This is a genomic window from Nostoc sp. (assembly GCF_036917275.1).
GTDB lineage: Bacteria > Cyanobacteriota > Cyanobacteriia > Cyanobacteriales > Nostocaceae > Nostoc.
In genome coordinates this window covers 19,591-41,544 of record NZ_JBALDF010000042.1, presented here as the reverse complement: position 1 = coordinate 41,544, position 21,954 = coordinate 19,591, and the positions used below count along the sequence as shown (strand labels likewise).

General features: G+C 40.0%; 15 protein-coding genes and 1 pseudogene. 1 reads left to right on the top strand and 15 read right to left on the bottom strand.

What is annotated here, in order from left to right; translation table 11 throughout:
• Window positions 1–88 precede the first annotated feature (88 nt).
• The gene (locus tag V7K35_RS16565) at window positions 89–997 is read right to left on the bottom strand and encodes an alpha/beta fold hydrolase (protein ID WP_265274600.1); all 909 of its coding nucleotides are present in this window, start codon (window positions 995–997) and stop codon (window positions 89–91) included.
• A 151-nt stretch (window positions 998–1,148) separates the two neighbouring features.
• Window positions 1,149–1,952, bottom strand: coding sequence for an SDR family NAD(P)-dependent oxidoreductase (locus V7K35_RS16560; RefSeq protein ID WP_335080334.1), 804 nt, complete (start codon window positions 1,950–1,952; stop codon window positions 1,149–1,151).
• Window positions 1,953–2,414: 462 nt separating this feature from the next.
• On the opposite strand from V7K35_RS16560, the gene V7K35_RS16555 reads away from it, so the two are divergent.
• Window positions 2,415–2,813, top strand: a complete 399-nt coding sequence (locus V7K35_RS16555) for a nuclear transport factor 2 family protein (RefSeq protein WP_335080333.1) — start codon at window positions 2,415–2,417, stop codon at window positions 2,811–2,813.
• A gap of 567 nt (window positions 2,814–3,380) precedes the next feature.
• Here the strand turns inward: V7K35_RS16555 and V7K35_RS16550 are convergent.
• From V7K35_RS16550 to V7K35_RS16490, 13 genes and pseudogenes are all read right to left on the bottom strand, one after another.
• Window positions 3,381–4,028 (bottom strand): NADPH-dependent F420 reductase, encoded by a 648-nt coding sequence (locus tag V7K35_RS16550; protein ID WP_335080332.1) that lies wholly within the window; start codon window positions 4,026–4,028, stop codon window positions 3,381–3,383.
• A gap of 27 nt (window positions 4,029–4,055) precedes the next feature.
• On the bottom strand, window positions 4,056–5,126 hold the full coding sequence (locus V7K35_RS16545; RefSeq protein ID WP_335080331.1) for a ScyD/ScyE family protein: 1,071 nt from the start codon (window positions 5,124–5,126) through the stop codon (window positions 4,056–4,058).
• 346 nt (window positions 5,127–5,472) lie between these two features.
• Entirely contained in the window at window positions 5,473–7,014 is a 1,542-nt protein-coding gene (locus V7K35_RS16540; protein WP_335080330.1) for an EthD domain-containing protein, read from the bottom strand.
• 29 nt (window positions 7,015–7,043) lie between these two features.
• Complete coding sequence (locus tag V7K35_RS16535) at window positions 7,044–7,310, bottom strand: CDGSH iron-sulfur domain-containing protein (protein WP_335080329.1); 267 nt, start codon at window positions 7,308–7,310, stop codon at window positions 7,044–7,046.
• A gap of 715 nt (window positions 7,311–8,025) precedes the next feature.
• Window positions 8,026–9,153, bottom strand: coding sequence for a hypothetical protein (locus V7K35_RS16530; protein ID WP_335080328.1), 1,128 nt, complete (start codon window positions 9,151–9,153; stop codon window positions 8,026–8,028).
• Window positions 9,154–9,423: 270 nt separating this feature from the next.
• Window positions 9,424–11,190: a multicopper oxidase family protein gene (locus V7K35_RS16525; protein ID WP_335080327.1), complete on the bottom strand. Its 1,767-nt coding sequence runs from the start codon at window positions 11,188–11,190 to the stop codon at window positions 9,424–9,426.
• 232 nt (window positions 11,191–11,422) lie between these two features.
• Window positions 11,423–12,796, bottom strand: a complete 1,374-nt coding sequence (locus tag V7K35_RS16520) for an ATP-binding protein (RefSeq protein WP_335080326.1) — start codon at window positions 12,794–12,796, stop codon at window positions 11,423–11,425.
• A gap of 41 nt (window positions 12,797–12,837) precedes the next feature.
• Window positions 12,838–14,499: an FAD-dependent oxidoreductase gene (locus V7K35_RS16515; protein ID WP_335080325.1), complete on the bottom strand. Its 1,662-nt coding sequence runs from the start codon at window positions 14,497–14,499 to the stop codon at window positions 12,838–12,840.
• 528 nt (window positions 14,500–15,027) lie between these two features.
• Window positions 15,028–17,199 carry an AGE family epimerase/isomerase gene (locus V7K35_RS16510; RefSeq protein ID WP_335080324.1) on the bottom strand — a complete coding sequence of 724 codons (2,172 nt, stop codon included), beginning with the start codon at window positions 17,197–17,199 and terminating at the stop codon, window positions 15,028–15,030.
• A gap of 158 nt (window positions 17,200–17,357) precedes the next feature.
• A complete protein-coding gene (gene glgX, locus V7K35_RS16505; RefSeq protein ID WP_335080323.1) occupies window positions 17,358–19,475 on the bottom strand; it encodes a glycogen debranching protein GlgX in 2,118 nt (705 codons plus the stop codon).
• 207 nt (window positions 19,476–19,682) lie between these two features.
• Window positions 19,683–19,934 (bottom strand): annotated as a pseudogene (locus tag V7K35_RS16500) (DUF1830 domain-containing protein); the annotation flags it as partial.
• A gap of 28 nt (window positions 19,935–19,962) precedes the next feature.
• Window positions 19,963–20,589 (bottom strand): DJ-1/PfpI family protein, encoded by a 627-nt coding sequence (locus V7K35_RS16495; protein ID WP_335080322.1) that lies wholly within the window; start codon window positions 20,587–20,589, stop codon window positions 19,963–19,965.
• Between the two features lie 67 nt (window positions 20,590–20,656).
• Window positions 20,657–21,049, bottom strand: coding sequence for a carboxymuconolactone decarboxylase family protein (locus V7K35_RS16490; RefSeq protein ID WP_335080321.1), 393 nt, complete (start codon window positions 21,047–21,049; stop codon window positions 20,657–20,659).
• Between the last annotated feature and the right edge of the window lie 905 nt (window positions 21,050–21,954).

Below are 21,954 nucleotides of genomic sequence, written 5' to 3'. Positions count from 1 at the left end.
ATGTAAATTACTCGCAAGTGCTAGGCATATTACGTATTCACAAGTAGTTTTTAAACCCCCGCACTGTGCAGGGGTAAGAAACCTAGAATTAAGATTTGTAATCTTCGCCAAAGAACTGGAGTAGCTGTTCAACCAGGAACTCTGGACGTTCTTCAGGAATAAAATGTCCGCAGCCTTCAATGACTGTACCGCGAACATCCTCGGCTACAGACTGCATCGCCTTAATTGGGCGATCGCCTAAACCATGAGAGGCTCCTAGAGCGAGTACAGGCATTTTAAGTTTCGTCTTGGCATTTTCTTTATTTTGTTGCACTGACTCATAAATAGCGCGGTAAAGTCCCAGAGAACTGCGTACCGCTCCTGGTGCAGAATACCAACGAACATACTCGTCGATCTCAGCCTCAGAGATTCCAGACGGGTTGTAAGAAAATTTATTGAAAAAGTAAGAAATGAATATCCTTTCTCTACCTGCAATCAGTGCCTCTGGCAGATCGGGTACAGCATTAAAGTTAAAATGCCAAATTCCGCCACCTTGTCGAGAGGTTTCTGAAGAATATCCAGCTAAGTCTTCCCAGCCGAACCCCGGAAGCGTTGCATCAAGATTCACAAATCTACGTACATCTTCTGGATGAGCAGACGCATAGGCGTAGTTTACTGGCGCACCCCAATCAGACCCAACTAAGAAAACCCGCTCAAAACCGAGAGAATGAACTAATTGGTAAATATCTTCAGCTTCGGTACGGCTATCGTAGCCAACAGCTGGCTTAGAAGAGTCACCAAAGCCACGGATGTCAACTGCGATCACTGTATAGTGTTCGGCTAAGGCTGGCATAACTTTGTGCCACTGATACCAAGTATGCGGCCAACCATGTAACAGAACTATAGGATCGCCTTTGCCACCGATTACGTAGTGCAGACGTATGCCGTTAACAAAAGCATATTGATGGGTAAATTTTTCTTCGAGAGTCGTTTTGATATCTGCTAAATAACTTGTCATCTTTGTACCTTCGTGTAAAAGTGCGTTGATGTCTTGTTCACGAGACTCTGGTAAGCACCTTTTGGAACTTCCTGAGTTTTTTTGGTTGCTCTAATTGATACAGCCACTCTCACTTATCGGCTTCTGTCAGAAATGTAGGTAAGCAAGCAAATTAGTTGATTGCTGCTACACCTCCACCATCAACCCGAATATTTGCGCCGTTAATGTAATCTGCAAGGGGACTTGCCAAGTATGCAATCATATTTGCTATTTCCTCGGGCCGTCCTAGACGACCAGTTGGATTAGGCCAATACTCTTCCATAGCGTGCTTTTCAATCTCTGGCCACTCTTTGCCCCATCCTTTATGAAGAGCAATTTGATGAAAAATATTCTTTGCCCCTTCAGTTGCAATCAGGCCAGGACTCACTGTATTGACTGTAATCCCTGTTTGAAATAAGTCCTTTGCAAGACTCACAGTTAGATTTAAAGTTGCGGCTTTTGTCGCTTGATAGTCAGGCAAAGATGCATTGGGCTGAGTGGCTAATCCGCTAGCAATCTGAATAATCCGTCCCCAACCTAGCTGCTTCATACGGGGTAGAAGCAGCTGAATCACGCGCACCATAGAAATCACATTAGCGTTATAGACTTCAGCCCATTCCTCTGGTTTGCTAGTAATCCAGTTGCGATCTTCGTATGAGCCAGCATTATTGACCAATATATCAACACCATCAAGAGTTGATAGTATTTTTTCCGCAACTTGATTTGCACCTTCATTGGTTCCCAAATCTCCAATAGCAACAAAAGCTTGTCCGCCATCGTTGCTAATCTCTTGAGCCACTTTATTGGCTTGCTCTTGTCTTCGTCCGTGGATGACAACGATCGCACCTTCTTTTGCTAAAGCCTTTGCGATCGCAGCACCAATCCCACTACTGCTACCAGTAACAAGAACTCGCTTATTACGTAAATGTAAATCCATGAACTGACCTCATGGTTGTATTTTTTGTGTACTTTGCAAATTTCACATACACTCAGTTTGTCTATTTTTTTAGAATCAGACCAGCAAAGTTCAGTATTTTAAGAATAAACTTATAATATTCTATTATCAAATTTTAAAAAGAAGTTTCAAATCCTGCTCTATCCTTTGCTAACTCATACTTCTAAAAATTAGATTAAAAGGATTTTAAATTTAATCCAGATAAAATACTTTTCAAACATAATTTTGATTCCAGTCACTTAGAAGGCGGCAATAGTTTTTACCAAGAAAAGTAAATTTATCTCTGTATGAAAACACATCTTTAAATAATTTCCCAAAAAAATAATATATTCTCATTTTTATTAAACACAAAAACCTAACTTATTTCTTAAAACTATGAACTTAGCTTGTAGAATAGTTAGGAAATAGGCAAACTAAACTTGCTTCTTCATTACGAAAATTAAAATGTCTAACTTAGTAGCAAAATCCACCAAAACACAAATCATTAAAGACCTATTTGAAACATTTGAATCTGGGACAGTTACTCCCATCCAATCAGCAGAAAAATATGTTGATTTCCTCACGGAAAGCGCCAAATTTAGATTTGGTAACTTTGATGCTTTAGTTGGGCATAAAGCTATCAAAGACTCTCTAGTGAATTTTTGCCAACAGGTAAAAAGTATATATCACGACATCAAGCGAGAGTGGGAAATTGGAGACGTGGTGTTCTTGGATATGGAAGTTACTTACTACCGCCTTGATGGTGTTAGCGTGACACTTCCTGTAATGGATTTCTTTCAATTTAAAGGTGATTTAATTGAAGAACTACAAATTTTTATGGATATCAATCCAGTATTTACCTAAATTGGTATTAGGAAAGAATGAAAAGGTTAAAATAAAAATAGGGTGCTAACTTCATCAGTTTCATCCCTTCTGCATCTTACTAATTGCTTAATCCTAATTCTAGCCAATTCTTAAGTATGCATAACTCATATTTCCCAATAATCTCAGACAGTATTAATTATTGACTGAGATTTTTTGGCAAGGAGTATAAAAGGCAACTATTAAAACAATTTGTTTGTAATTGATAATTCGTAATTAAAGACTGTAACATAAAGGTATTTCTACCAATTCTTTATGAAGATGCACATAATAAGTCCCCCCGATGTGTTGGGGGGACGGCGTAGCCGGGGGGTAAATATATGCAGCTTCACAAAGAAACGGTATTAGACCCCAGCTGAAACAAAGCCACATATAGATAAATGTGAGTGAGCCTCTAACTGGAGTTGGGGAATTAAACCCTAAAACGTTATAGCGGTTCTCATTTATATGAGGTACACCCGTAGGGGCAATTCATGAATTGCCCCTACACCTTACGAGATGATGTTGTACCACATTTGAATGGGAACCGCTATAGTCATTACGAATTACTTAAGAGCGTAACACCTTTAACCCAACCTTTGGAAACAAGCCTGACACAACAGCCATCTGCACCCAGATAGTTGCCAAAGACTCTAAAGAACGTGCGATCGCGAGTGGCCCGACATCAATAGCCTCGTAACCGCTCTCCTTAATTAGTTCTGCGGTCAACTGTTTAGCCTCTTGATCGTCACCACAGTAGAAAATACTCGCTTGCTCAGAACCGAACTGTCGCGATTCAGATTGCAAAATCTCTGCAAATGTCAAGTTGAACGCTTCTACTACTTTGGCTTTTGGGGCTAACTGAGCAATTCTTTCCGCAGCAGAAATTTCCGAGGATGCTTGTAAACCTGTCGTCAGTCCCTCAAAGTCCGGCTTCAAAGGACTAACACATGTGATCAGTACTTTGCCATCAAGTGAACCCGCAGCGCTAAGTGCATCTTCTAATGCTACCCAGGGCACTGCAAGAAAAATTACTTCACCGAACTGGGCTGCTTCGGCAGGTGTACCGACTGAAGCATTTGGAGCAATAGACTGGATCAGAACACGGAGATTGTTTAGGTCACGCGAATAGCTGAATAGTACTTTGTGACCATTGTTGCTCCAGATTCTTCCTAAAGCAGTGCCCATATTTCCCGAACCGATAATTCCAATATTCATGTAATCTCCTTCAATAAATCACAAAATTTAACTCGCAATCTTAATCCGAACTACTTGTCCAACTCCAACGTATGAGCCGTAATTTGAAACATAGATAGCTCCATCTGGCCCAATTGTCATAGCAGTTGGTAAAACCAGTCCATCACTAACCAAAGTTGTACGTTGTCCAGAAGGTGACAGATGGATTAGTGCCCCAGAACCGTCACCTGATAACAGAGAGTGGGAGGCATATTCAAGAACATATAGACCACCGTCAGGGGCGGGAGCGATATCTATAATTTGAGTGAAACGATCTGCATAGACTTGTGGCGCTTGACCTGGCACTAAGCGGAAGATACGCGCAACACCTTCTAAGAAAGGAAATCCAGAAAATTCGCCTATGTAGTAGGCTCCATCTGAACCAATTGCGATCGCTGTAGGTACTGATTGCACAGGAAATTGTGCGTTTGGAAAGTAACGCGCATTGAAAATACCCTCTGTTGAGATATCCCCCTGTTTATTGACTCGGAGAAGATCGTTAGCACCTCCATCAACAACCAAACTATGGTTACCCTTAATTAAAAAAGAATAGGGATCGCTAACGAGATCGTCATTAGATGGATTTTTTGCTGATTCATAGTCTGCAAAATCGGCGATTTTTTTGATCGATACGACTTTACCCTTAGGGGTTAAATTTATCTTGAGAAGTGACGCTAAATTTGCCCCATCATAACCAAGATTGCCTCTGTAAATTGGATTAGTAGCGTAACCAATGATGATATAAGCATCTCCCTTTCGGTCAAATGCTATATCAGCAGCACCGAAAGTTTGGCTACTGCCATTAATAGATGGGGTTAATTGCGTACCTTTCGGATCTACTGTCATGGATGGCAAATTAGTGATGATCCGTTCTTGTACTCCTTCACAAACGCGAGTCACTGAGCCATTCAAGCCGAAGTCTAAAATCACACCCGGCGCTGGTCCAGGAATTTGTGTTCCTTGTCCATTTACACCTGCTTCCGTAATGTAAAGTGCGCCATCAGATCTGAAGGCAAGTCCACGTGGATTATTAAGGTTTCTTGCGACTACGCTCATCCTGATTCGTGAGTTAGTAGACACGAAACTTTCCTGTGCATTGACTGTTGGTATTAGCACTCTAAAAAACAGCGCAGGTACTACAACTGCTAAACTCAGCGATATTAAAAATATCAACCAGAAGTTACTAACTGCTAGTTTTTTCGTCAGCCCAATGATATCAATTGAACATCTTTTGATTCTTTTTAAGGTGATATAGCGGTTTTTGATCATATGATATAAGTCATGTAAGGACTTTTTTGTACATAACTAGTTTTTTGAACTGACTTTTCACGATAAGCTATCAAATTAGGATTGCTAAAATCATAAAAACGAACTTTTCTACATACCGTAAAAAGTCAGGTTTATTGAACTAATTTCAAGCAATGTATTAAGCCGTTGTGATCAATTTTAGTAGCCCACTTGGAGCAAAAACATCTCGGTAAAAGGTTAACTGTTCTGTTTTGAGATAACATCCACCTCTATGTCCACGTCGAATCCAAGTAACATTTCCCTTGGCGAGTGTTTCGTTGGTTTCGTCATCTACACACTTCCATTCAAAGAAGGTAACTTCACCATGAAACATGACGATTGGCCAGCACATTGTGACACCTGGTTGAGCAATTAATGCCCACCAATGTTGTTCCCGTTCTTTTTGTTGTTCTACACCTTGATAAGGTCCATCCTGGCAGAAATAAACTAAATCATCTCGATATTCACCAGTTAATATATCGCCTCTTCCCTGTCTCAATGCCTCACAATGGGTAGGCCACCATTCTTTATTCTCTTTTTCAATTTGTTCTAAAGTATAACTAGAACTAATTTGTGGCAAAGTTCTTTCTTTCATTGCCACAATCTTCTCAGCATCTTCTATGAGTTTTTTCGCTACATAAGAAGTCACAAGTCCTGGTCGAGAATAATCTGCTGATAAATCTGTGTAGTAGTTAGTTCGTTTGTTAGTAAATGTGCTAGCAGTGTTTTGCGAGCCGTTCGAGTGATCATTTGAGTTAGAGATAAGTTTATGTTCCAACATAAGACTAACTACATCCTCCTTGAGTTGATTCGTTGCGCCAATGTTTGCAATTAGTTCTGCTACTGTAGAACTCCGCTGACCTGCTAGTGTCATTTTGCCGTCATAAACGAAGGTGTAAGCAGTTCGTTCGGGAAATGGTAAAAGTCTCTGGACGTATTGAGCTTGGTCTTTGGTAGCAATAGCGTATTCTTTAGAGGCAAAGAATGTTTCCATTTCTAGAGGATTAGCAAAAGCAATTTCAAAGGCAGCTTGATACTGTTTTTCTGGCAATTCATAATGAGAAACCCCAGCAGCATCAGGGCGAGAATTATCTACTTGCTCAAACAAATGCAATCGAAACTTGAGGACAGAATTGCTTTGAATAACAGCTGGTGCAAAACTATCTGTCAGATATCGGCGAAAAGCTTCTACACTCACGGCATCAGACTTCTTTACCATGATGTGAAACTTAATTATACCTAGTTTGCCGTTGGGATCTCCTACGGGGATGCGATCGAAATAGGTTTGAGAATTACCAAAACTCGTGTTGTAGCCAATTGCTTTGCTGAATACGTTATGCTCGTCATCCATAAGGATTGCAGCAGATTTAAACCAGATATCCCGTTCAGCTACTGTCTCAAAGGTTAATTCGGCAATACCATTAAATTGATCTTCGTCTGTACAGATGTACTCAATACCATTAATAGTTGGCCATAGACCACCGTCATTTTGAGCCAGATGAAACTGCCAGTATTGGTGTTGACTTGGTAGCCTAGCACAAACTGGGCCATGAACGTCTCTCCAGTAGTCATCAAAAAGGTCTAGAGAAATTCCTTTCCGTTTCCACAAAAGAACATAGAAGGATAATTGACCTTTTTGATCGCGAATTGCATAATCAAATTTTCTAATTGTTGCTATCATTACTGCTTTTGTTTATCCACATCTACCGTTTAGAGATTATTGTGATAACCATCACAAAATGGAGCCTGTTTCGTGTATTTGCACTGACAAAGAGCAACGCGCTTCTTCTCAGTAATCTCAAATGCAATTGGTTTAAACCCAGTCCCTTTATGAGCGCCATTGCAGAAAGGTTGATTGCTGGAGTGACCGCAGCTACACCAGTAATATGTGCCAGGCTCCACTTCCATTACTGTTGGCTTCTTGGCAACTATGATAGGTTCATTTGGTTGTTGATTGACTAATATTGTTTCACTCATTGTTTTCTCCTGATTAAGTAAGGTGTAATGCCGCTTATGGTTCAGATGAGGTACACATATAAAGCCTTCCAGCTTTATATCTAAGCTTTAGATATATTTCACTAACATAATAAATGCTATGTGCAGTCAAAACTTCCTCTAGATGTTAAATCATGTCTCTGTTTACACCGTGTTTTCCTAGTGGGTTGAATTACTTCATTCAACAAACAATTATTTAATTTTTCTCAATTTTTTAGTAGATAAGATCGATAAATTAAGGATAAATTTAAGAAAGTACAAAACTTTGCTAAAAACATAGCTTGCTCCCCTGAGCTTACACTTAAGTACTTTAATACTCCGTGCAAATAATCAAATAAAGAGAATATAAAAAAATTGGGTTTTTGGATGATTTCCAATAAACCCAATTTTTGACGCTAAATATCACGACTATTATTTGTGTATGGTGTCGATTTTTTGGTTTTAATTTATTGCTATTTAGAAGCTTAGTAATGTTTACCGATATTTTTTTGAAAAGTATTGTAAGTAACCATGCAGAATTAATTACAGTCATTGCGAGCAAAGCGTACCCGTAGGGGATCTTGAAGATAAGCAATCCTAGTCCCTGCGTTCGCGAAGCGTGTCCGAAGGACTTATGCTTCATTTCGCTATCTCTACGAGACGCTACCGCGAACGCTCCATTCGCAATTACATTGTGTAATTAATTTTGTTTAACTACTTATTTAGGATAGATTTTTTTCCATAATCCTAAGAGTGCTAAAGCACTAAATTCCAATAAACCAAAACTAGGTTCAGGAACAGAGGTTACTTTAACATTATCAATCAATAGTCCAGAATCAAAAGCGATATCTCCCACATTTATAACTCCAATTCCTAAAGTATATGTTCCTGTGGTCGGCAACTTAAAAGAAAAAGTCTTAAATCCAGTCTCTTCAGCAAACTCGGTTAAGGAACTTTTTGATGTGGCATCTGTAACATCAGCTAGTTTTAATAGGGAACTGGTTGAACTGTCTGAAGAAGAATTGATTGAGACAAAGGAGAAATCTGGAAAAATAATTGGTGTTAATATTTCATCGCTCATAAAATTATAATCAAAGCTTAAAATGTCTCCAGCTTTCCCTGTGAATATTTGTTGAATATTAGAGCCTTTACTAACTTGTCCTTTCCCAAGATTATTTAGACTTCCAGCTTTTAATCCTAAAAATTTTTCTGTAATTGAATCATCAAATGTACCCCCTCCAGTTGATAAGAAAGCTTGCGAAGTTCCATCTGTTGGATCGCTACCAAATATTGCAGTTTCTATACTGGTAGAGCCTAGTGTTGACCATCCGGTAAAATTGCCAGTTTCAAAACTACCGTTTACGAGTGTTGCATTAGTAGAAGAACGGGGAAAAGTAAATGTTTTTAATGACAATGTATATTGACCAGATTCAAAGTGGTCGCCAAGAAGATTAATGTCTCTCAAGCCAGACACAGCTAAGTTGAGATTACCACTTGTGGGTATCTCTCCCGTTAGTATGGGTAAAACATTATTGTCAGATTGATCGTCATTTATTTCTTGAATTTTACCAAAATCACTCAACTGCCCTAGTAGTGGATCAAATGACTGTGAATTTACCTCTACAGTAAATAAATTTCCGGTATCCAAACTTGAGAAAGTGTAAAAGTCAACGTTCTCAGTTTCTAACTGTCCATCTACACTACTAACACCAAATGGTAGAATCTTTCTGGTAGCAAAAGAGTTATTAGTCTCGCTTGCAGATACCGCATGAGCGGGTGGAGATATAGCGATAAAACTAAGTAAAATTGAATAACTACTAATAGCTAGAGTTGAGGATACTTTCATAAGATTTAAATACGGTTTAATTTTTAATGCAATTTATTTATAAGGTTTACGCACTGAACAAAACAAATATGTTGTGTAACAACATAAATACGTCATTTCATTGATGGTAAATAGACCACCATCGTAGTAGTGTGTCAAGTTTAAATTGATGGGGAAGAAAATTCGTAGTAAGGACTTAAGTTCTTATTTTATAATCACTAAAGTGCTTACTACAAACTTTTCATTACTAGCCTGACAGACTAGTAGGGGATACCCTTTTCATACTAGGAATTATGCTGTTATTTCATAGGGCAACATCATTTCATTGTCCTCATGTCCCAGCATGTGGCAGTGCCAGACGTAGGTTCCGATAAATGAATTGCTGAAGGGGAGATTTTCTGCTGCTTTAGCTCCAAATGGAACAATCAGACGGGTGACTTCATAAGGATTAGCTAATACTGTATCCTTCCATCCGGCCTCATTTGGGGCTGGCGGTCTTGCTGGCCCGATCGCAAAGGGAGTAGGATCGGGTGGTGGATAACCAGTTGGCACTGTCGGCCCACCCATTGCATGTTCTATAAGAACTGTCCGAGGCCCTGTAGCTAGGTATGCCTTTAAATACTTGGCCGGATTAATCTTTTGTCGGTTGAGAATTTGGAACGGAACCAGATGCAAGTGCATCGGGTGGGCGACGGGCTGAAGATTGATAATGTTCCACTGCTCCACGGTGTCAACTTTTGGCCGCTCCATCAATTCGGGGTTTTTGAATGTCTCATCCCAATAGACGTTGTTAAGTAGCAGCACAATCGGGCCAGTTGGCCCAGTTATCTCCACGAGTGTCAGAAACCGTTGCCGTATCGGTTTAACAGCTATCGGTTTGATCTGTGGTTTATGCAGTCGCAACATCTTGGGAATTGGCTTAGAAGCTGCAGCAGTCGCATTGACTGTGAATTGCATGATTTCAGGCAGTTCGGGATTAAATATGATTAAGTTAGCCCTGCCATTGGGATATGGAGAAATTGCGTCATTTTCCAAGACGATCTTATCTCCTGGCAAACTACCGGAGAAATCGATCAGCACGTCAGCCCGCTCGCCAGGAGAAAGCAATAAATGAGACAAATACACCGGGGCGTTGAGCATCCCCTGGTCAGTGCCAATTTGAATAATTGGCTGTTTCGACGACAGTTTCAGGTTGTAAGTCCGGGCGCTTGAACCATTGATAATTCGGAATCGGTACAAGGTACGGTCTACATTGAGGTTCGGCCACGCCTTGCCGTTTACAGTTGCAACGCCAACAACATATTCTACTAACCAGGGTGGCTGATTGGAGTGAGACATCGAGCCATCGCTATTGAAAGAACGGTCTTGTATTACTAGGGGTACTTCATAGGGAGCCCCAGATGGCAGACCGAGTGGTCCATGACCACCCACAGGATCGTCAACATCCCTGATTAGGTAAAACCCTGCGAGTCCGGCCAACACATTTAAACCAGTAATTCCCATCGCATGGTCGTGATACCACAAAGTGGCTGCTTCCTGATTGTTGTTGAAGTTGTATAAGTAATTCTGCCCTGGTCTAAAGGTATCCATTGGGTAGCCGTCACTTTTAGCTTCGGTGTTGCTACCATGCAAATGCAACGATACCCGTGGGCTATTCTTATCAGATTCTAAAGTACCATGCAACCCTGTATCAACTGCTCCCAAGAAGGGATGGTTGCCAACAATATTGTTGACTACATTGATACTCAGAGGTGTGCCCCTTGTAACTTCGATAGTTGGCCCCAGAATTGATAAACCACCATAACTCAACGTTGGGCTTGCCCCTAAGTTGCGGTGGAACGAATGCGAATTCTTGGCAATCATCAAAGTGCTGGGTGGCGAACCTGCAAATGGGGTGGGTAGAGACTCTGTAAACTTCGTTATATCCACCTGTGAGTTTGCATTAATTCTATTTGCTTTAAACATTGCTGTAGCAAGCAATCCGGCTCCACTACCTGCACTTGCAAAGATGAACTGCCTTCTTGTGAAAATTGCTGCCTTTTTTTTGGGTGTATACATAGAAGGATAAAAAATTGCGATCGCTTCAGTTAGATTTTATTGGCTCTGATAAACAAATAATTACCTTTACAAAATTCTCTAATTTGGTTTAATAATAAAACCTGTTCAAATCGAAGCATTTTTGATTTTGAATATAGTTTTCACTTTCAAGAAATTTTTGACCAGATAAGATCCTAACGTTAGAGAAAAACTTAACTGGTTTAGGATTTATGCAAAACCACATCCGGTAGCTTCAGGAAGGACAGATAGGTAAACGAATTTGAAAACACGTCTTACCAGGTTGAGAAAAGCAGCGAATGTCTCCGTTATGCTGAGTCACGACAATTCGATAGGAAATTTCCAAACCTAAACCCGTACCTGAACCGACTTCCTTAGTTGTAAAAAACGGTTCAAAAATTCGAGATTTAATTTTTAGGGGAATTCCTGGCCCATTGTCTACAATCTCAACAATAATATAATCCTTCTCTTGGGAAGTCCGTATCCAAATATTACCTTGTTCACCTAATGCATCGATCGCATTATCTATAAGATTAGTCCACACTTGATTTAATGCACTTCCGTGAGCTTGAATGCATGGGAGACTTTTTTCATACTCGCGTGTCACCACAATATTGTGCTTTCTCAGCTTGTAGCGCAGAATTGTCAGAGTATTTTCTAAACCCTCATGTACATCTATCTTCAATAAAGAAGCCCGATCCATGTAGGAGTAGTCTTTAATCGCCTTGACTATTTCTGAAACACGAGTAGTACCTTGTTCTAGTATCTTTAACAGCCCAATTGTAGATAGGGTTGCTTCGAGCCAAATTAGCACATCGGTAAAGATATTAGCAGGTAAATACTCGCTAATTGCCTCTAACTTTTCATTGTTTAGCCCAGCAGCAACTAGGACAGGAGCAATTTTCCAGCCATCAGTAACATCATGTAACTCTAACCAATGTACTAATTCATCTTCCCAATCAATCTGAACCAAAGGATCGACAGAATTTTGCGTTGCAGCGTATGCAGCATATTCGATCGCATCTTGCCTGAACCTCAAGAGGTGTTTGACTTGAGTTGGTGAGAGATATTGCTCAATAAATTTCAGAGTAACAGCATCTAAGGACTTGATTGTATCCTGCAACTGACCAGCAGCCCGATGTGCTGCGGATACTGGATTATTTAGTTCATGAGCCAGACCAGCAGACAACGTACCCAAGGCGACGAGCTTTTCGTGTTGCTGAGATAACAATTGCAACTCTTGCATTCGATAAGCCATGTTACCAAGAACAATTTTTCTAATTGTTGGACAAATGGTGATCATTTGCCAAAAATTATTCTCGTGTAGACAATACATGTGACTTTCACGGACTGCTTGTCCGCTTGCAAGATGAACAGTACCAGCCAAAAGAGGCACTTCACCAAAGAATGTACCAGTACCGTATGTTGCTAACACGATATTTTGGTTGCCTATTTCTCGTGAAAGCTGGATTGCTCCTTCAAATACCACATAGAAGTAGTCTACAGGATCGTCTTGCTGAAACAGTATGTCTCCTGACTTCAGCCATAATTCAGTCCCATTGAGAAAGCACTTAAGTTCATTTTCAGTCAAGTGCTCAAAAACTGACATTTTACGCAATTTTTCCAGCATGTTAATTACCTAGAATATCGCTACAAACATGCAAGATATTGGTGGATTAATTGAACTGCGATCGCACCTTCGCCTACCGCCGAAGCGACACGTTTCACTGAATTACAACGCACATCACCGATCGCAAAAATCCCTGGGACGTTAGTCTCCAGAAAAGCCGGATCGCGCTCTAATGCCCATCCTTTCGGTGACATCCCATTTCGCATTGTGTTAGCACCGGTAAGAATAAAGCCATTCTCATCACGTTCTACAACATCTTGCAACCAATCGGTACGCGGCTTTGCCCCAATGAAGCTAAACAGGGCATTGGTGGGAATAGTTTCGACTTTACCAGTTGTTGAATTCAAAAGGGTGATTGCTTCCAGCTTATCTTCTCCGAAAAATTCAGTTACCTCGCTCAATAGCTTGACGTGAATATTATTAATCTCCTCAATCTGTTCAATCAGATATTGAGACATACTTTTCTTGAGGGAGTCTCCTCGGACTACAAGGGTAACGGAGTGGGCAAACTTAGAAAGATATACAGCTGCTTGTCCAGCCGAGTTACCTGCACCAACAATAAATACTTCTTCCCCTTTACAAGTCAGTGCTTCGGTCATTGCAGCACCATAGTATACACCTGCACCTGTTAATTTTTCACTTCCAGGCGCTTTAAACTTGCGATAAGATACGCCGGTTGCAATAATCAAAGTGTGTGTACTGAGTTGCGAACCGTCTGCTAAGGTAATCAAGCGATATTGATTATCCAGACGAATATCGGTGACTTCTTGTGGTGAAAGAATTTCTGTTCCGAACTTTTGAGCCTGGGTGACAGCACGTTTAGCTAAATCTCCGCCATGAATCCCACCCGGAAAACCAAGATAATTTTCGATCCGGGAACTTGTACCAGCTTGTCCTCCTGGAGCCTCTCGTTCAATTAATACTGTACGAAGTCCCTCAGATGCCCCATAAACAGCTGCTGCCAAACCAGCAGGGCCAGCACCGACAATAATTAAGTCATAAAAGGGCATTTTGGGACGTGTTTTTAATCCGACTTTCTCAGCAATTTGGATATTTGTTGGCTCTACAAGATTCGATCCATCGGGGAAGAGGACTATCGGCTGGCGTTTAGTATCAGAGCTATTAACGCAGTTAACAAGGCGGTGAGCCTCATCTGACTCAATGTTTAACCATTGATAGGGAACATGATTCCGCGCTAAAAAATCTTTGACTTGATGCAATCTTGGCGACCAACGGCAACCAATGACGCGAACACCTTCAAAAGGTGGACGGAAAGAAGCTTGCCAAACCTCAAGTAAATCGTTCAGCATCGGATATAAACGTTCTTGAGGAGGGTTCCAAGGCTTCAAGAGGTAATAATCAATTTTTGCCTTGTTGATGGCATGGATAGCCGCGTTAGTGTCTGCATAAGCTGTGAGTAAGACACGTTTGGTCATGGGAAAAATTTCCATTGCCTGTTCTAGGAATTCCACACCGGTCATTTGTGGCATTCGCTGGTCTACAATAAACAGGGCTGCTGACTCGTTACGTAACTTCAACTTTTGCAGCACCTCCAGAGCTATCTTAGCTGAACTGGCTCGCACCACTCGGAAGCGATCGCCATACTCGCTGCGTAAGTCATGCTCAATCGCTCGCAAAACTTCCGAGTCATCATCTAATGTCAATATTACAGGTTTAGCCATAAGTTTCTTAAAAAATGCTGCTTGAAGCAACATCCAGCAAACAACACAATTTTTTGTAGTCAGTGTGTATTCAGTCTTCTCACAAGTGTTATATCTAAGTCTCTAACTAACGCTAAAACACAAGCTACATCGGTCGAAAAAACACAATCTAAATTCTCTAAAAGCCTTGCTAAATAACCCCTTACCACAACTAAATGAGGTATATCGTTAAAACTCAAAAGCTCATCAAACAGAATTCAGAAATTATACCAATTAAAAAAAAGAATGCGACAAATAGACCATTTTTGTAGAGACGCGATTCATCGCGTCTTCTCTTCACCCAAGGATATGTTGCAATCATTAATTGGTATCACAGATTAGAATGAACTCTGACTTAAAAAGCAGATAGTGCAGGGATAGCGAGTCTTCCTACCCCTGCGGGGATCTTGCTAGCAATAACGTTTCGTGGGGAGCATCTTTATTCTGAATTCTTCCTCAAATCTCACGTCTAGCCATTCCTCACTACCAGATGAAATGCTATCAATTTGATTACACGATCGCTAGTTCTACAGTGTCATAATGCTCTAAAACAGTGACACCCTCACAAAATGCACCTTTCTTCAAGAAATCTAATACATTATCAGTTGCACCAACGATATAGATATCAATATCGCTACCCAACTTTTGCTTAGTGTAAATCAGATATCTGAGACCAGCCGAACTTATACATTTCAAATCTTTTACCAGCAAGACCAAGCGTTTGATTGACTTAGCTGTTGCTTTTTGCAATTCTTCCTCAAGCAGTCCCACAGCATTGGCATCAAGTAAACCACTTAAAGATATTTTGGCAACACCTCCGGTTACTTCTAACAAAGTTGCATTGAAAAATACTTGAGTGGGAAGAAGTCTAACTCTAACTTTTAGTTCGTCTGGAGTTGATGGTAGCTTGATCGTCAAGTTTTCAGCATCAAAGTCAGAATAAGGCTGGCCATTAATCCAAACTTCGCCAATTTGGACACTACCAGGTGGTAAGATATCGGGCTGAACTCGTAAAATATTATCTTGGAATCCTCCTTGTTTTGGCTTGAAATACAAATCCATCGGCTTCTTAGTCAGCAATAGATTAGTATAAACACAAGACAAGTATGCCAGTTCAAAGGAGTGATAACCGCTCATGGAGTGACTACCCTTGCCCCTTTCAGTTCCTAGTAGGTAGGGAACTCCATTAGCTAAAACGTTGAAGTAGATACCCCCATCTGCGTAATCAAGGAACCAAGCGTTATAAAAAGCTGCTGATTCACGCGCTAGTTTTTGGTACTGAGCATTGTTAAGTGAGCCAGCTAAGATGAGGTAGGCAAGTATAGCTTGTTCTTGTTGCCACCAAGCTTTGCGATCGTGCCAAACAAAGCGATGTGTCTTTTGGTTTGGTTCTAGAATCCGCTCTACGACATCGTACCACCCTCCACGCTGTTGGTCGCTACCAACTGCGGGCATGATATCTGCAATTTTCTCTGCTAAGGCAACATACTTCTCTTTTGGTTTTAGGTGATGCATCCGCATCAGGTTCCAAGAGATTTTGAGGTTGTGACCTATAACTGCTCGGTTCTGTTGCCATCCCCATGTTGTATCATGACTCCAATCTTCATGAAAACGTTCTTGAACAAATGGACTAGAGTCGTAATTGGGAAAATGCTTTTCAATTATGTCAAAGGTATACTCAAGTAAGTCAGCATATTCATTCTTACCAGTCGCTAGCCAAAGATTGATTAAGTATGCTGGGGCATGATCGCCTACTGAGTTCCAATTCTTTTTCGCTCGGTTATGTCCCAAAGTGCTATTGTAAGGGCTGAGATTAATCGGATCGATGTGTGAGAAAAAACCTCCTTTATCCGTTTTGTCGAGAAAATAGCGTTTGAACAGATTCATAGTCAATTCGATATCATTCATGATACCTGGGTCGCCCGTCACCCGATAAGTTTGGGTCAGACCTGCTAAGGCATAAATCTGCTCGTAAGCTGGTATAGCATCATAGTCATCGCCAAATTCTGAGGAGAATATTTTTTGCTCTCTACCATCTGGTTTAACGTCAATTGCATGATACCAATAGCAAATTCCTTCACCCTCATCCAGAAAACGCATGTGATTGCGTAAATATTCAGTGCCTTTTTCGGCAGCTTCTAAATAACGGTCATCCCCAGTCATCATGTAGGCTGTGGCAAAACCGTAAACTAGACGTGAAATTGTGTCGGTTTCTTGACGATTGCTGATTTCTTTTGCACCAACTAAGCCTAAATTAGTGCGATATTTTCGATAGTCAACTTCTCCATCTTCAAACTGCATTTTTAAGTAGAAATTAGCCAAGCTTCGGACTTGGTTAACCCACCAATCCTGCTTTTCAAATGTATATTCACTTTCGGTTTTGCCAAGAAATACAATATGTTTAGCTTCAAACTTATTCTGATTATCTTCAGGAAAAAAAGTACCGTATACAAAAAGATAACAATTTGAAACTAACATTGCTCTCATTTGCAGAGTGCAATCATAATAAGGTTCACCCAAATTACGCACAAGTTCAGCATAGGTTGTTGCAGATAACGCTACTTCAAACTCTCTTTCATCGGTCGTTTTCAGGTTGAATGTCCCAAAAGCTCCGTTTTGAGAATTAAAGTTAGTAACATATCCAGCAATTAAATCTGAGAATGGGAAAGTTACTGTGTTCATTAAATTATCTCCCAAAATGCAACGTCGAGTTTTTAATATTAGGGCTTACAAAAAAAGCAGTGAAAGCATTTTTTTCCGTAATAAGGGCAATTCCTGAATTGCCCTTACATTTTATAGTTTACGAATTACGAATTAGTAATTATTCGTTGAATGCCAAACTATTTGGAAATGAGAACGACAATGCTACGACCTTGAACTAAGCAGAAATCCTCTGGAATTAAAGTTTCTTCCCCCGATTCCACAATATCCATAGGTGAAGGTTGGGCAGTATCCACGACTTTGTACCATTTCCTAGATGAAAGATCCGGAATTTCAAATTTGAGACTATCCCAGTACATATTCATCATGACGTGAATATCTGATGCCCCTTGAAATCCTGCTAATGTAAAGGCAATAATTCTGCTATGAGAGTCGTTCCAATCTGGTTTAAACAAATGTAAGCTATGCCAAGATATATCTGCTAAACCTCGTTCATTAACTTCGCCATTGAAGAAGTGACGGCGGTGTAATGCTTCATGACAATAGCATTTACGGAAATTAATTAACATTTTGAAGAATCTGTATATATCAGTATTCTTCTCGACAAGATTCCAATCAAACCAACTGATTTCATTATCTTGGCAGTAAGCATTATTATTGCCATGTTGAGTACGTCTAACTTCATCCCCAAATGTAATCATTGGTACACCCTGCGACAAAAAAAGAATCGCTGTAAAATTCTTAATTTGTCGTTGCCGTAATGTATCAATTTCGGGATTGTCAGTTTCTCCTTCAACACCACAATTCCAACTCAAATTGTTATTTATTCCATCTTGACTGCCCTCGCCGTTGGCTTCATTGTGCTTGTGGTTGTAAGAAACTAAATCATTGAGAGTAAACCCATCGTGGCAAGTGATAAAGTTAACGCTGTTAATTGGTAAGTGTCCGCTTGCTTGATAGAGGTCGGCACTTCCAGAAATCCGCCAAGCTACTGCCCCTGCTAGTCCTGAATCTCCCTTGACAAAGCGCCGAACATCGTCTCGGAAGCGTCCGTTCCATTCTGCCCAACGATATCCCGGAAAGTAGCCAATCTGATACAATCCAGCTGCATCCCACGCTTCAGCAATAATTTTTGTATCTGCTAGAACTTCTGATGTTTCAATTTGCCAAACTACAGGTGGATGAACCATCGGACTGCCGTTTTGGTCACGGGATAAGATAGACGCTTCATCAAATCGGAAGCCATCAACGTGCATCTCTTGCACCCAAAACTCTAAGCAATCAACAATTAGCTTCTGCACTAAGGGATGGTTACAGTTAATCGTGTTTCCACACCCTGAGTAATCCATGTAGTACTGTTTATCAAAGGGTACAAGGTGATAAAATATACTATTAAAGAACCCTTTAAAGTTAATAGTTGGGCCTTCATGGTTTCCTTCGCTAGTGTGGTTAAAGACTACATCTAGGATGACCTCAATTCCTGCCTGATGTAGGGCTTTCACCATATCCCGAAACTCTCTAATTGGGTTTTTCTCATCGGGAGAAGTACAATATGAAGTTTCCGGGGCGAAAAAACTGTGTGGGTTGTATCCCCAATAATCTTTCAGTTGTTTACCGTTGACTTCTCGAAGAACTTCCGTTTCATCAAAGTCAAATACTGGTAACAATTCAACAGATGTTATCCCTAACTCTTGCAGGTAAGGAATTTTTTCGATGACTCCAGAAAAAGTACCGGGATGTTTGCAGCCAGAAGAAGGTGATTTAGTAAATCCCCGGACGTGCAACTCATAAATGATGGTTTCATTCATGGGTCGGTTAATGGGGCGATCGCCTTCCCAGTCATAATCTGATATATCTATGACTACACTACGCATTGAAGTAGCCAAGTTATCTTTCGACCCTAAAGCATCAGTGCGTTTCCACAGCGTGGTACTGTTTCCCTTGGAGTAAGGATCGATCAATATTTTGTTTTTGTTAAAGCGGTGTCCTTTTCCATGCAAATCTTGAGGGCCATCAATGCGATAAGCATAAGCAGCACCGGGTTTTAAACCTCTGATATAGATATGCCATAAGAAAAAGGTTTTATTCAGCTTGGGATCTAACTGAATGATTTCTATAGGTTCTAAGTCATTCGGTGTCTCAAACAACAACAACTCGACAGATGTCGCATATTCAGAAAAGATTGAAAAGTTGACTCCATGTTTATCAGGCTTTGCACCCAAAGGATATGTGCGCCCCAACTCTACTTGGTACTTTGTTGTAGCTTCTGCTTGATATTGAAGTGGTGTTGCAATCATTTTGCCTTTCTTCTCACCTAGAGCGTTAATTGATAATTTGCTGAACAATTCCGCAAGGCTTGATCAGGAACAAGCATATTTTTGGAAACATCAATTCCACAATTAGCTCAACCAATTTTGTTGAAATATTGGCAAAATAAACTTGGGTTGGATAGCAGAGAAAAACCCAGTTTTTTTGTATTATTTTAATACTGAAATTGGTTTCTAGTTAATGCGTAAACGGTTGCACTGAATTTTATCTGAAAGAATTGCACTAGCTATCATGCTTGTGTGAATTTCTAGATCGGCATCAGGAGGTGCTTCAAACCGAAAGCGTTGTCTTGGGAAAATAATTCGCTCAAAGTACCAATTAGGAATATTTGCGATCCGAAGTACCTGAATCTGGCTAGTAGAGTTAAGATAGTTACAAACAATCCAACCAGATTGCTCAGAAAGTAGCAGCGTTTTTCTTTCCCACATGACAGACTCAATTTATGATCCTACTTTCTTATCTGGTTGCTATCTGCAATTTCTGCTCATTAATCGCCTTTAAGAAAACCTCCATAAATTCGGCGACTACATTAGGATGTTTTGCTGTGATCAGATTACCATCAATGTGTAAATTTTTAGTTCCATCACCATCAAAGATAACGATCCCTCCAGCATTTTGTACATCACAAAGAATGTTATGAGCACAAGTCACTTCCCGATTCTTCAGGAGTTCAGCATCGGCGCAAAACAACCAAAGGCTATGACAGATAGTTCCAATATTTAATTTTCCAGCATCCATAGCCTTAACAGCTTTTCGGAGAAATCTGACAGCAGGAGATTGATTTGGTTGACCTTGTTTAGGATACTCTTCATAACGAAGACGATCCATTGCATAAGCACCAATGAGGATAATACCTTGATAATCGGTAGGTTCAACATCATTTACTTCTACTGTGACAGTCACTTCTTGTATTAGATCAATTCCCTTAAATGTCAGTTTATCTTGGTTCCAAAGATGAGAAACATACTCTATTTCGTATCCATTTTTTGGGAAAAATCTATTAAATGCTCGAAATTCAATTTCGTCAAAGTGTTCTTCGATTAGTACAGCTATTTTACCCTGATTTTTAGCATTAGTTACCATGTTTTTTCTCCTATGCCTATTTACAACAGGCTTTTATTCATCTTCAATTTTGCAGTCTATCAGTCGGCTATTCATTTGAATTGAAAATGTCATTCAGAGTACCAAAGCACCCCGCAGCTTTATTAAATCCTGCGTAAACGCACATGAACAACAAAAGCTCCTCTATTTCTGCACGGGTAGCACCTTGTTGCATAGCCATATTTATATGTGCAGCAAAAGGACTACCAGTGCCAACTTGATCTTGATTGACAACATCAATAGCAATTGTGATTAAAGCCTTAGTCTTTTGGTCAATTAACGGAAGACCCCATGCTTCACCCGCTACGCGAGTACAAAAATCCCCAAATTTCGGATTGATACTTTTTAAAGCATCTTGAAGTTTTACATCATCTAAAACAGCATTTTTATATACTGTTGTCTGGGAATTTTGCTTGATTGTAGCATAATCTTGCTGAATCATGGATTTTCTCCAATTCTTACATAGAATTAACTTTTATAATGCCCAAATTGTTTTGAAAGAAAAAGTTACTAAGTGCTTTGCTTGTGTAATCGACTAAAATCTTTGATGAATGACTTGCTTTGCTTTTCCATCAAAATGATTGGGCAATCATTGCAATAATTATTTTTTGCAATGTATTTTGATAGCTTTATCAACCTCGTTTCTTTAATTTATTTTTAACAATTTTGCCAAGTATGAACCAGGTAAAATCTTTGAGTTAAGACTAAATTTAAGCTTTTATACTATTACGGTATAAGTTTTACAAAAAATATCTTCTTAAAGTCGATACCGTGGAAGAAAATTTTTCCTTCTCTTTCTTCTCTCTGTGTGTTGCGCCAGTTGCTACAAGTCGGGGAACTCGCTTCTCTACGAGACGCTGTTCGCGTTCGCGTCTACGTTAATAAATGACTCTTACAAAGACTGCTAACCTTAACAGAACTGCATTTGATTATAATTGGGTTATATAGCGGTTCTATTCAAATGTGGTACAACATCATCTCGTAAGGTGTAGGGGCAATTCATGAATTGCCCTTACGGGTGTAACTCACATAAATGAAAACCGCTATATAGGAATCCGCTTTGATTTGCGTTCGCGCAGTGTCTTGAAGAGAATCCCAAAGCAGTTTCGCGTCTCTACAAGGATTTTGAAATCATGCAGAATCATTTTCATACCTAAATTCAGCAACGCCCCAAAAGTCGTAAAAATATCGGATGTAGTAGTTTAATCTGAAGAATGCACAGATAAACTAAGTGCTTCAGCGCTTTTCTTATACAGTTAAGTTGTTAAGTTTGTCCTTAAGTTATCGATCTTCATTTTACAAAAATTCATAGTGCTGCAAAACTCAGTATCAACAGACTTTATTCAG

Excerpts from the sequence above, each read along its gene's own strand:
- V7K35_RS16520 (WP_335080326.1), bottom strand. The coding sequence starts at position 12,796 with ATGTCAGTTTTTGAGCACTTGACTGAAAATGAACTTAAGTGCTTTCTC.
- V7K35_RS16550 (WP_335080332.1), bottom strand. The coding sequence starts at position 4,028 with ATGAATATTGGAATTATCGGTTCGGGAAATATGGGCACTGCTTTAGGA.
- glgX (WP_335080323.1), bottom strand. The coding sequence starts at position 19,475 with ATGATTGCAACACCACTTCAATATCAAGCAGAAGCTACAACAAAGTAC.
- V7K35_RS16540 (WP_335080330.1), bottom strand. The coding sequence starts at position 7,014 with ATGATAGCAACAATTAGAAAATTTGATTATGCAATTCGCGATCAAAAA.
- V7K35_RS16495 (WP_335080322.1), bottom strand. The coding sequence starts at position 20,589 with ATGGTAACTAATGCTAAAAATCAGGGTAAAATAGCTGTACTAATCGAA.
- V7K35_RS16530 (WP_335080328.1), bottom strand. The coding sequence starts at position 9,153 with ATGAAAGTATCCTCAACTCTAGCTATTAGTAGTTATTCAATTTTACTT.
- V7K35_RS16555 (WP_335080333.1), top strand. The coding sequence starts at position 2,415 with ATGTCTAACTTAGTAGCAAAATCCACCAAAACACAAATCATTAAAGAC.
- V7K35_RS16535 (WP_335080329.1), bottom strand. The coding sequence starts at position 7,310 with ATGAGTGAAACAATATTAGTCAATCAACAACCAAATGAACCTATCATA.
- V7K35_RS16560 (WP_335080334.1), bottom strand. The coding sequence starts at position 1,952 with ATGGATTTACATTTACGTAATAAGCGAGTTCTTGTTACTGGTAGCAGT.
- V7K35_RS16515 (WP_335080325.1), bottom strand. The coding sequence starts at position 14,499 with ATGGCTAAACCTGTAATATTGACATTAGATGATGACTCGGAAGTTTTG.
- V7K35_RS16510 (WP_335080324.1), bottom strand. The coding sequence starts at position 17,199 with ATGAACACAGTAACTTTCCCATTCTCAGATTTAATTGCTGGATATGTT.
- V7K35_RS16525 (WP_335080327.1), bottom strand. The coding sequence starts at position 11,190 with ATGTATACACCCAAAAAAAAGGCAGCAATTTTCACAAGAAGGCAGTTC.
- V7K35_RS16490 (WP_335080321.1), bottom strand. The coding sequence starts at position 21,049 with ATGATTCAGCAAGATTATGCTACAATCAAGCAAAATTCCCAGACAACA.
- V7K35_RS16565 (WP_265274600.1), bottom strand. The coding sequence starts at position 997 with ATGACAAGTTATTTAGCAGATATCAAAACGACTCTCGAAGAAAAATTT.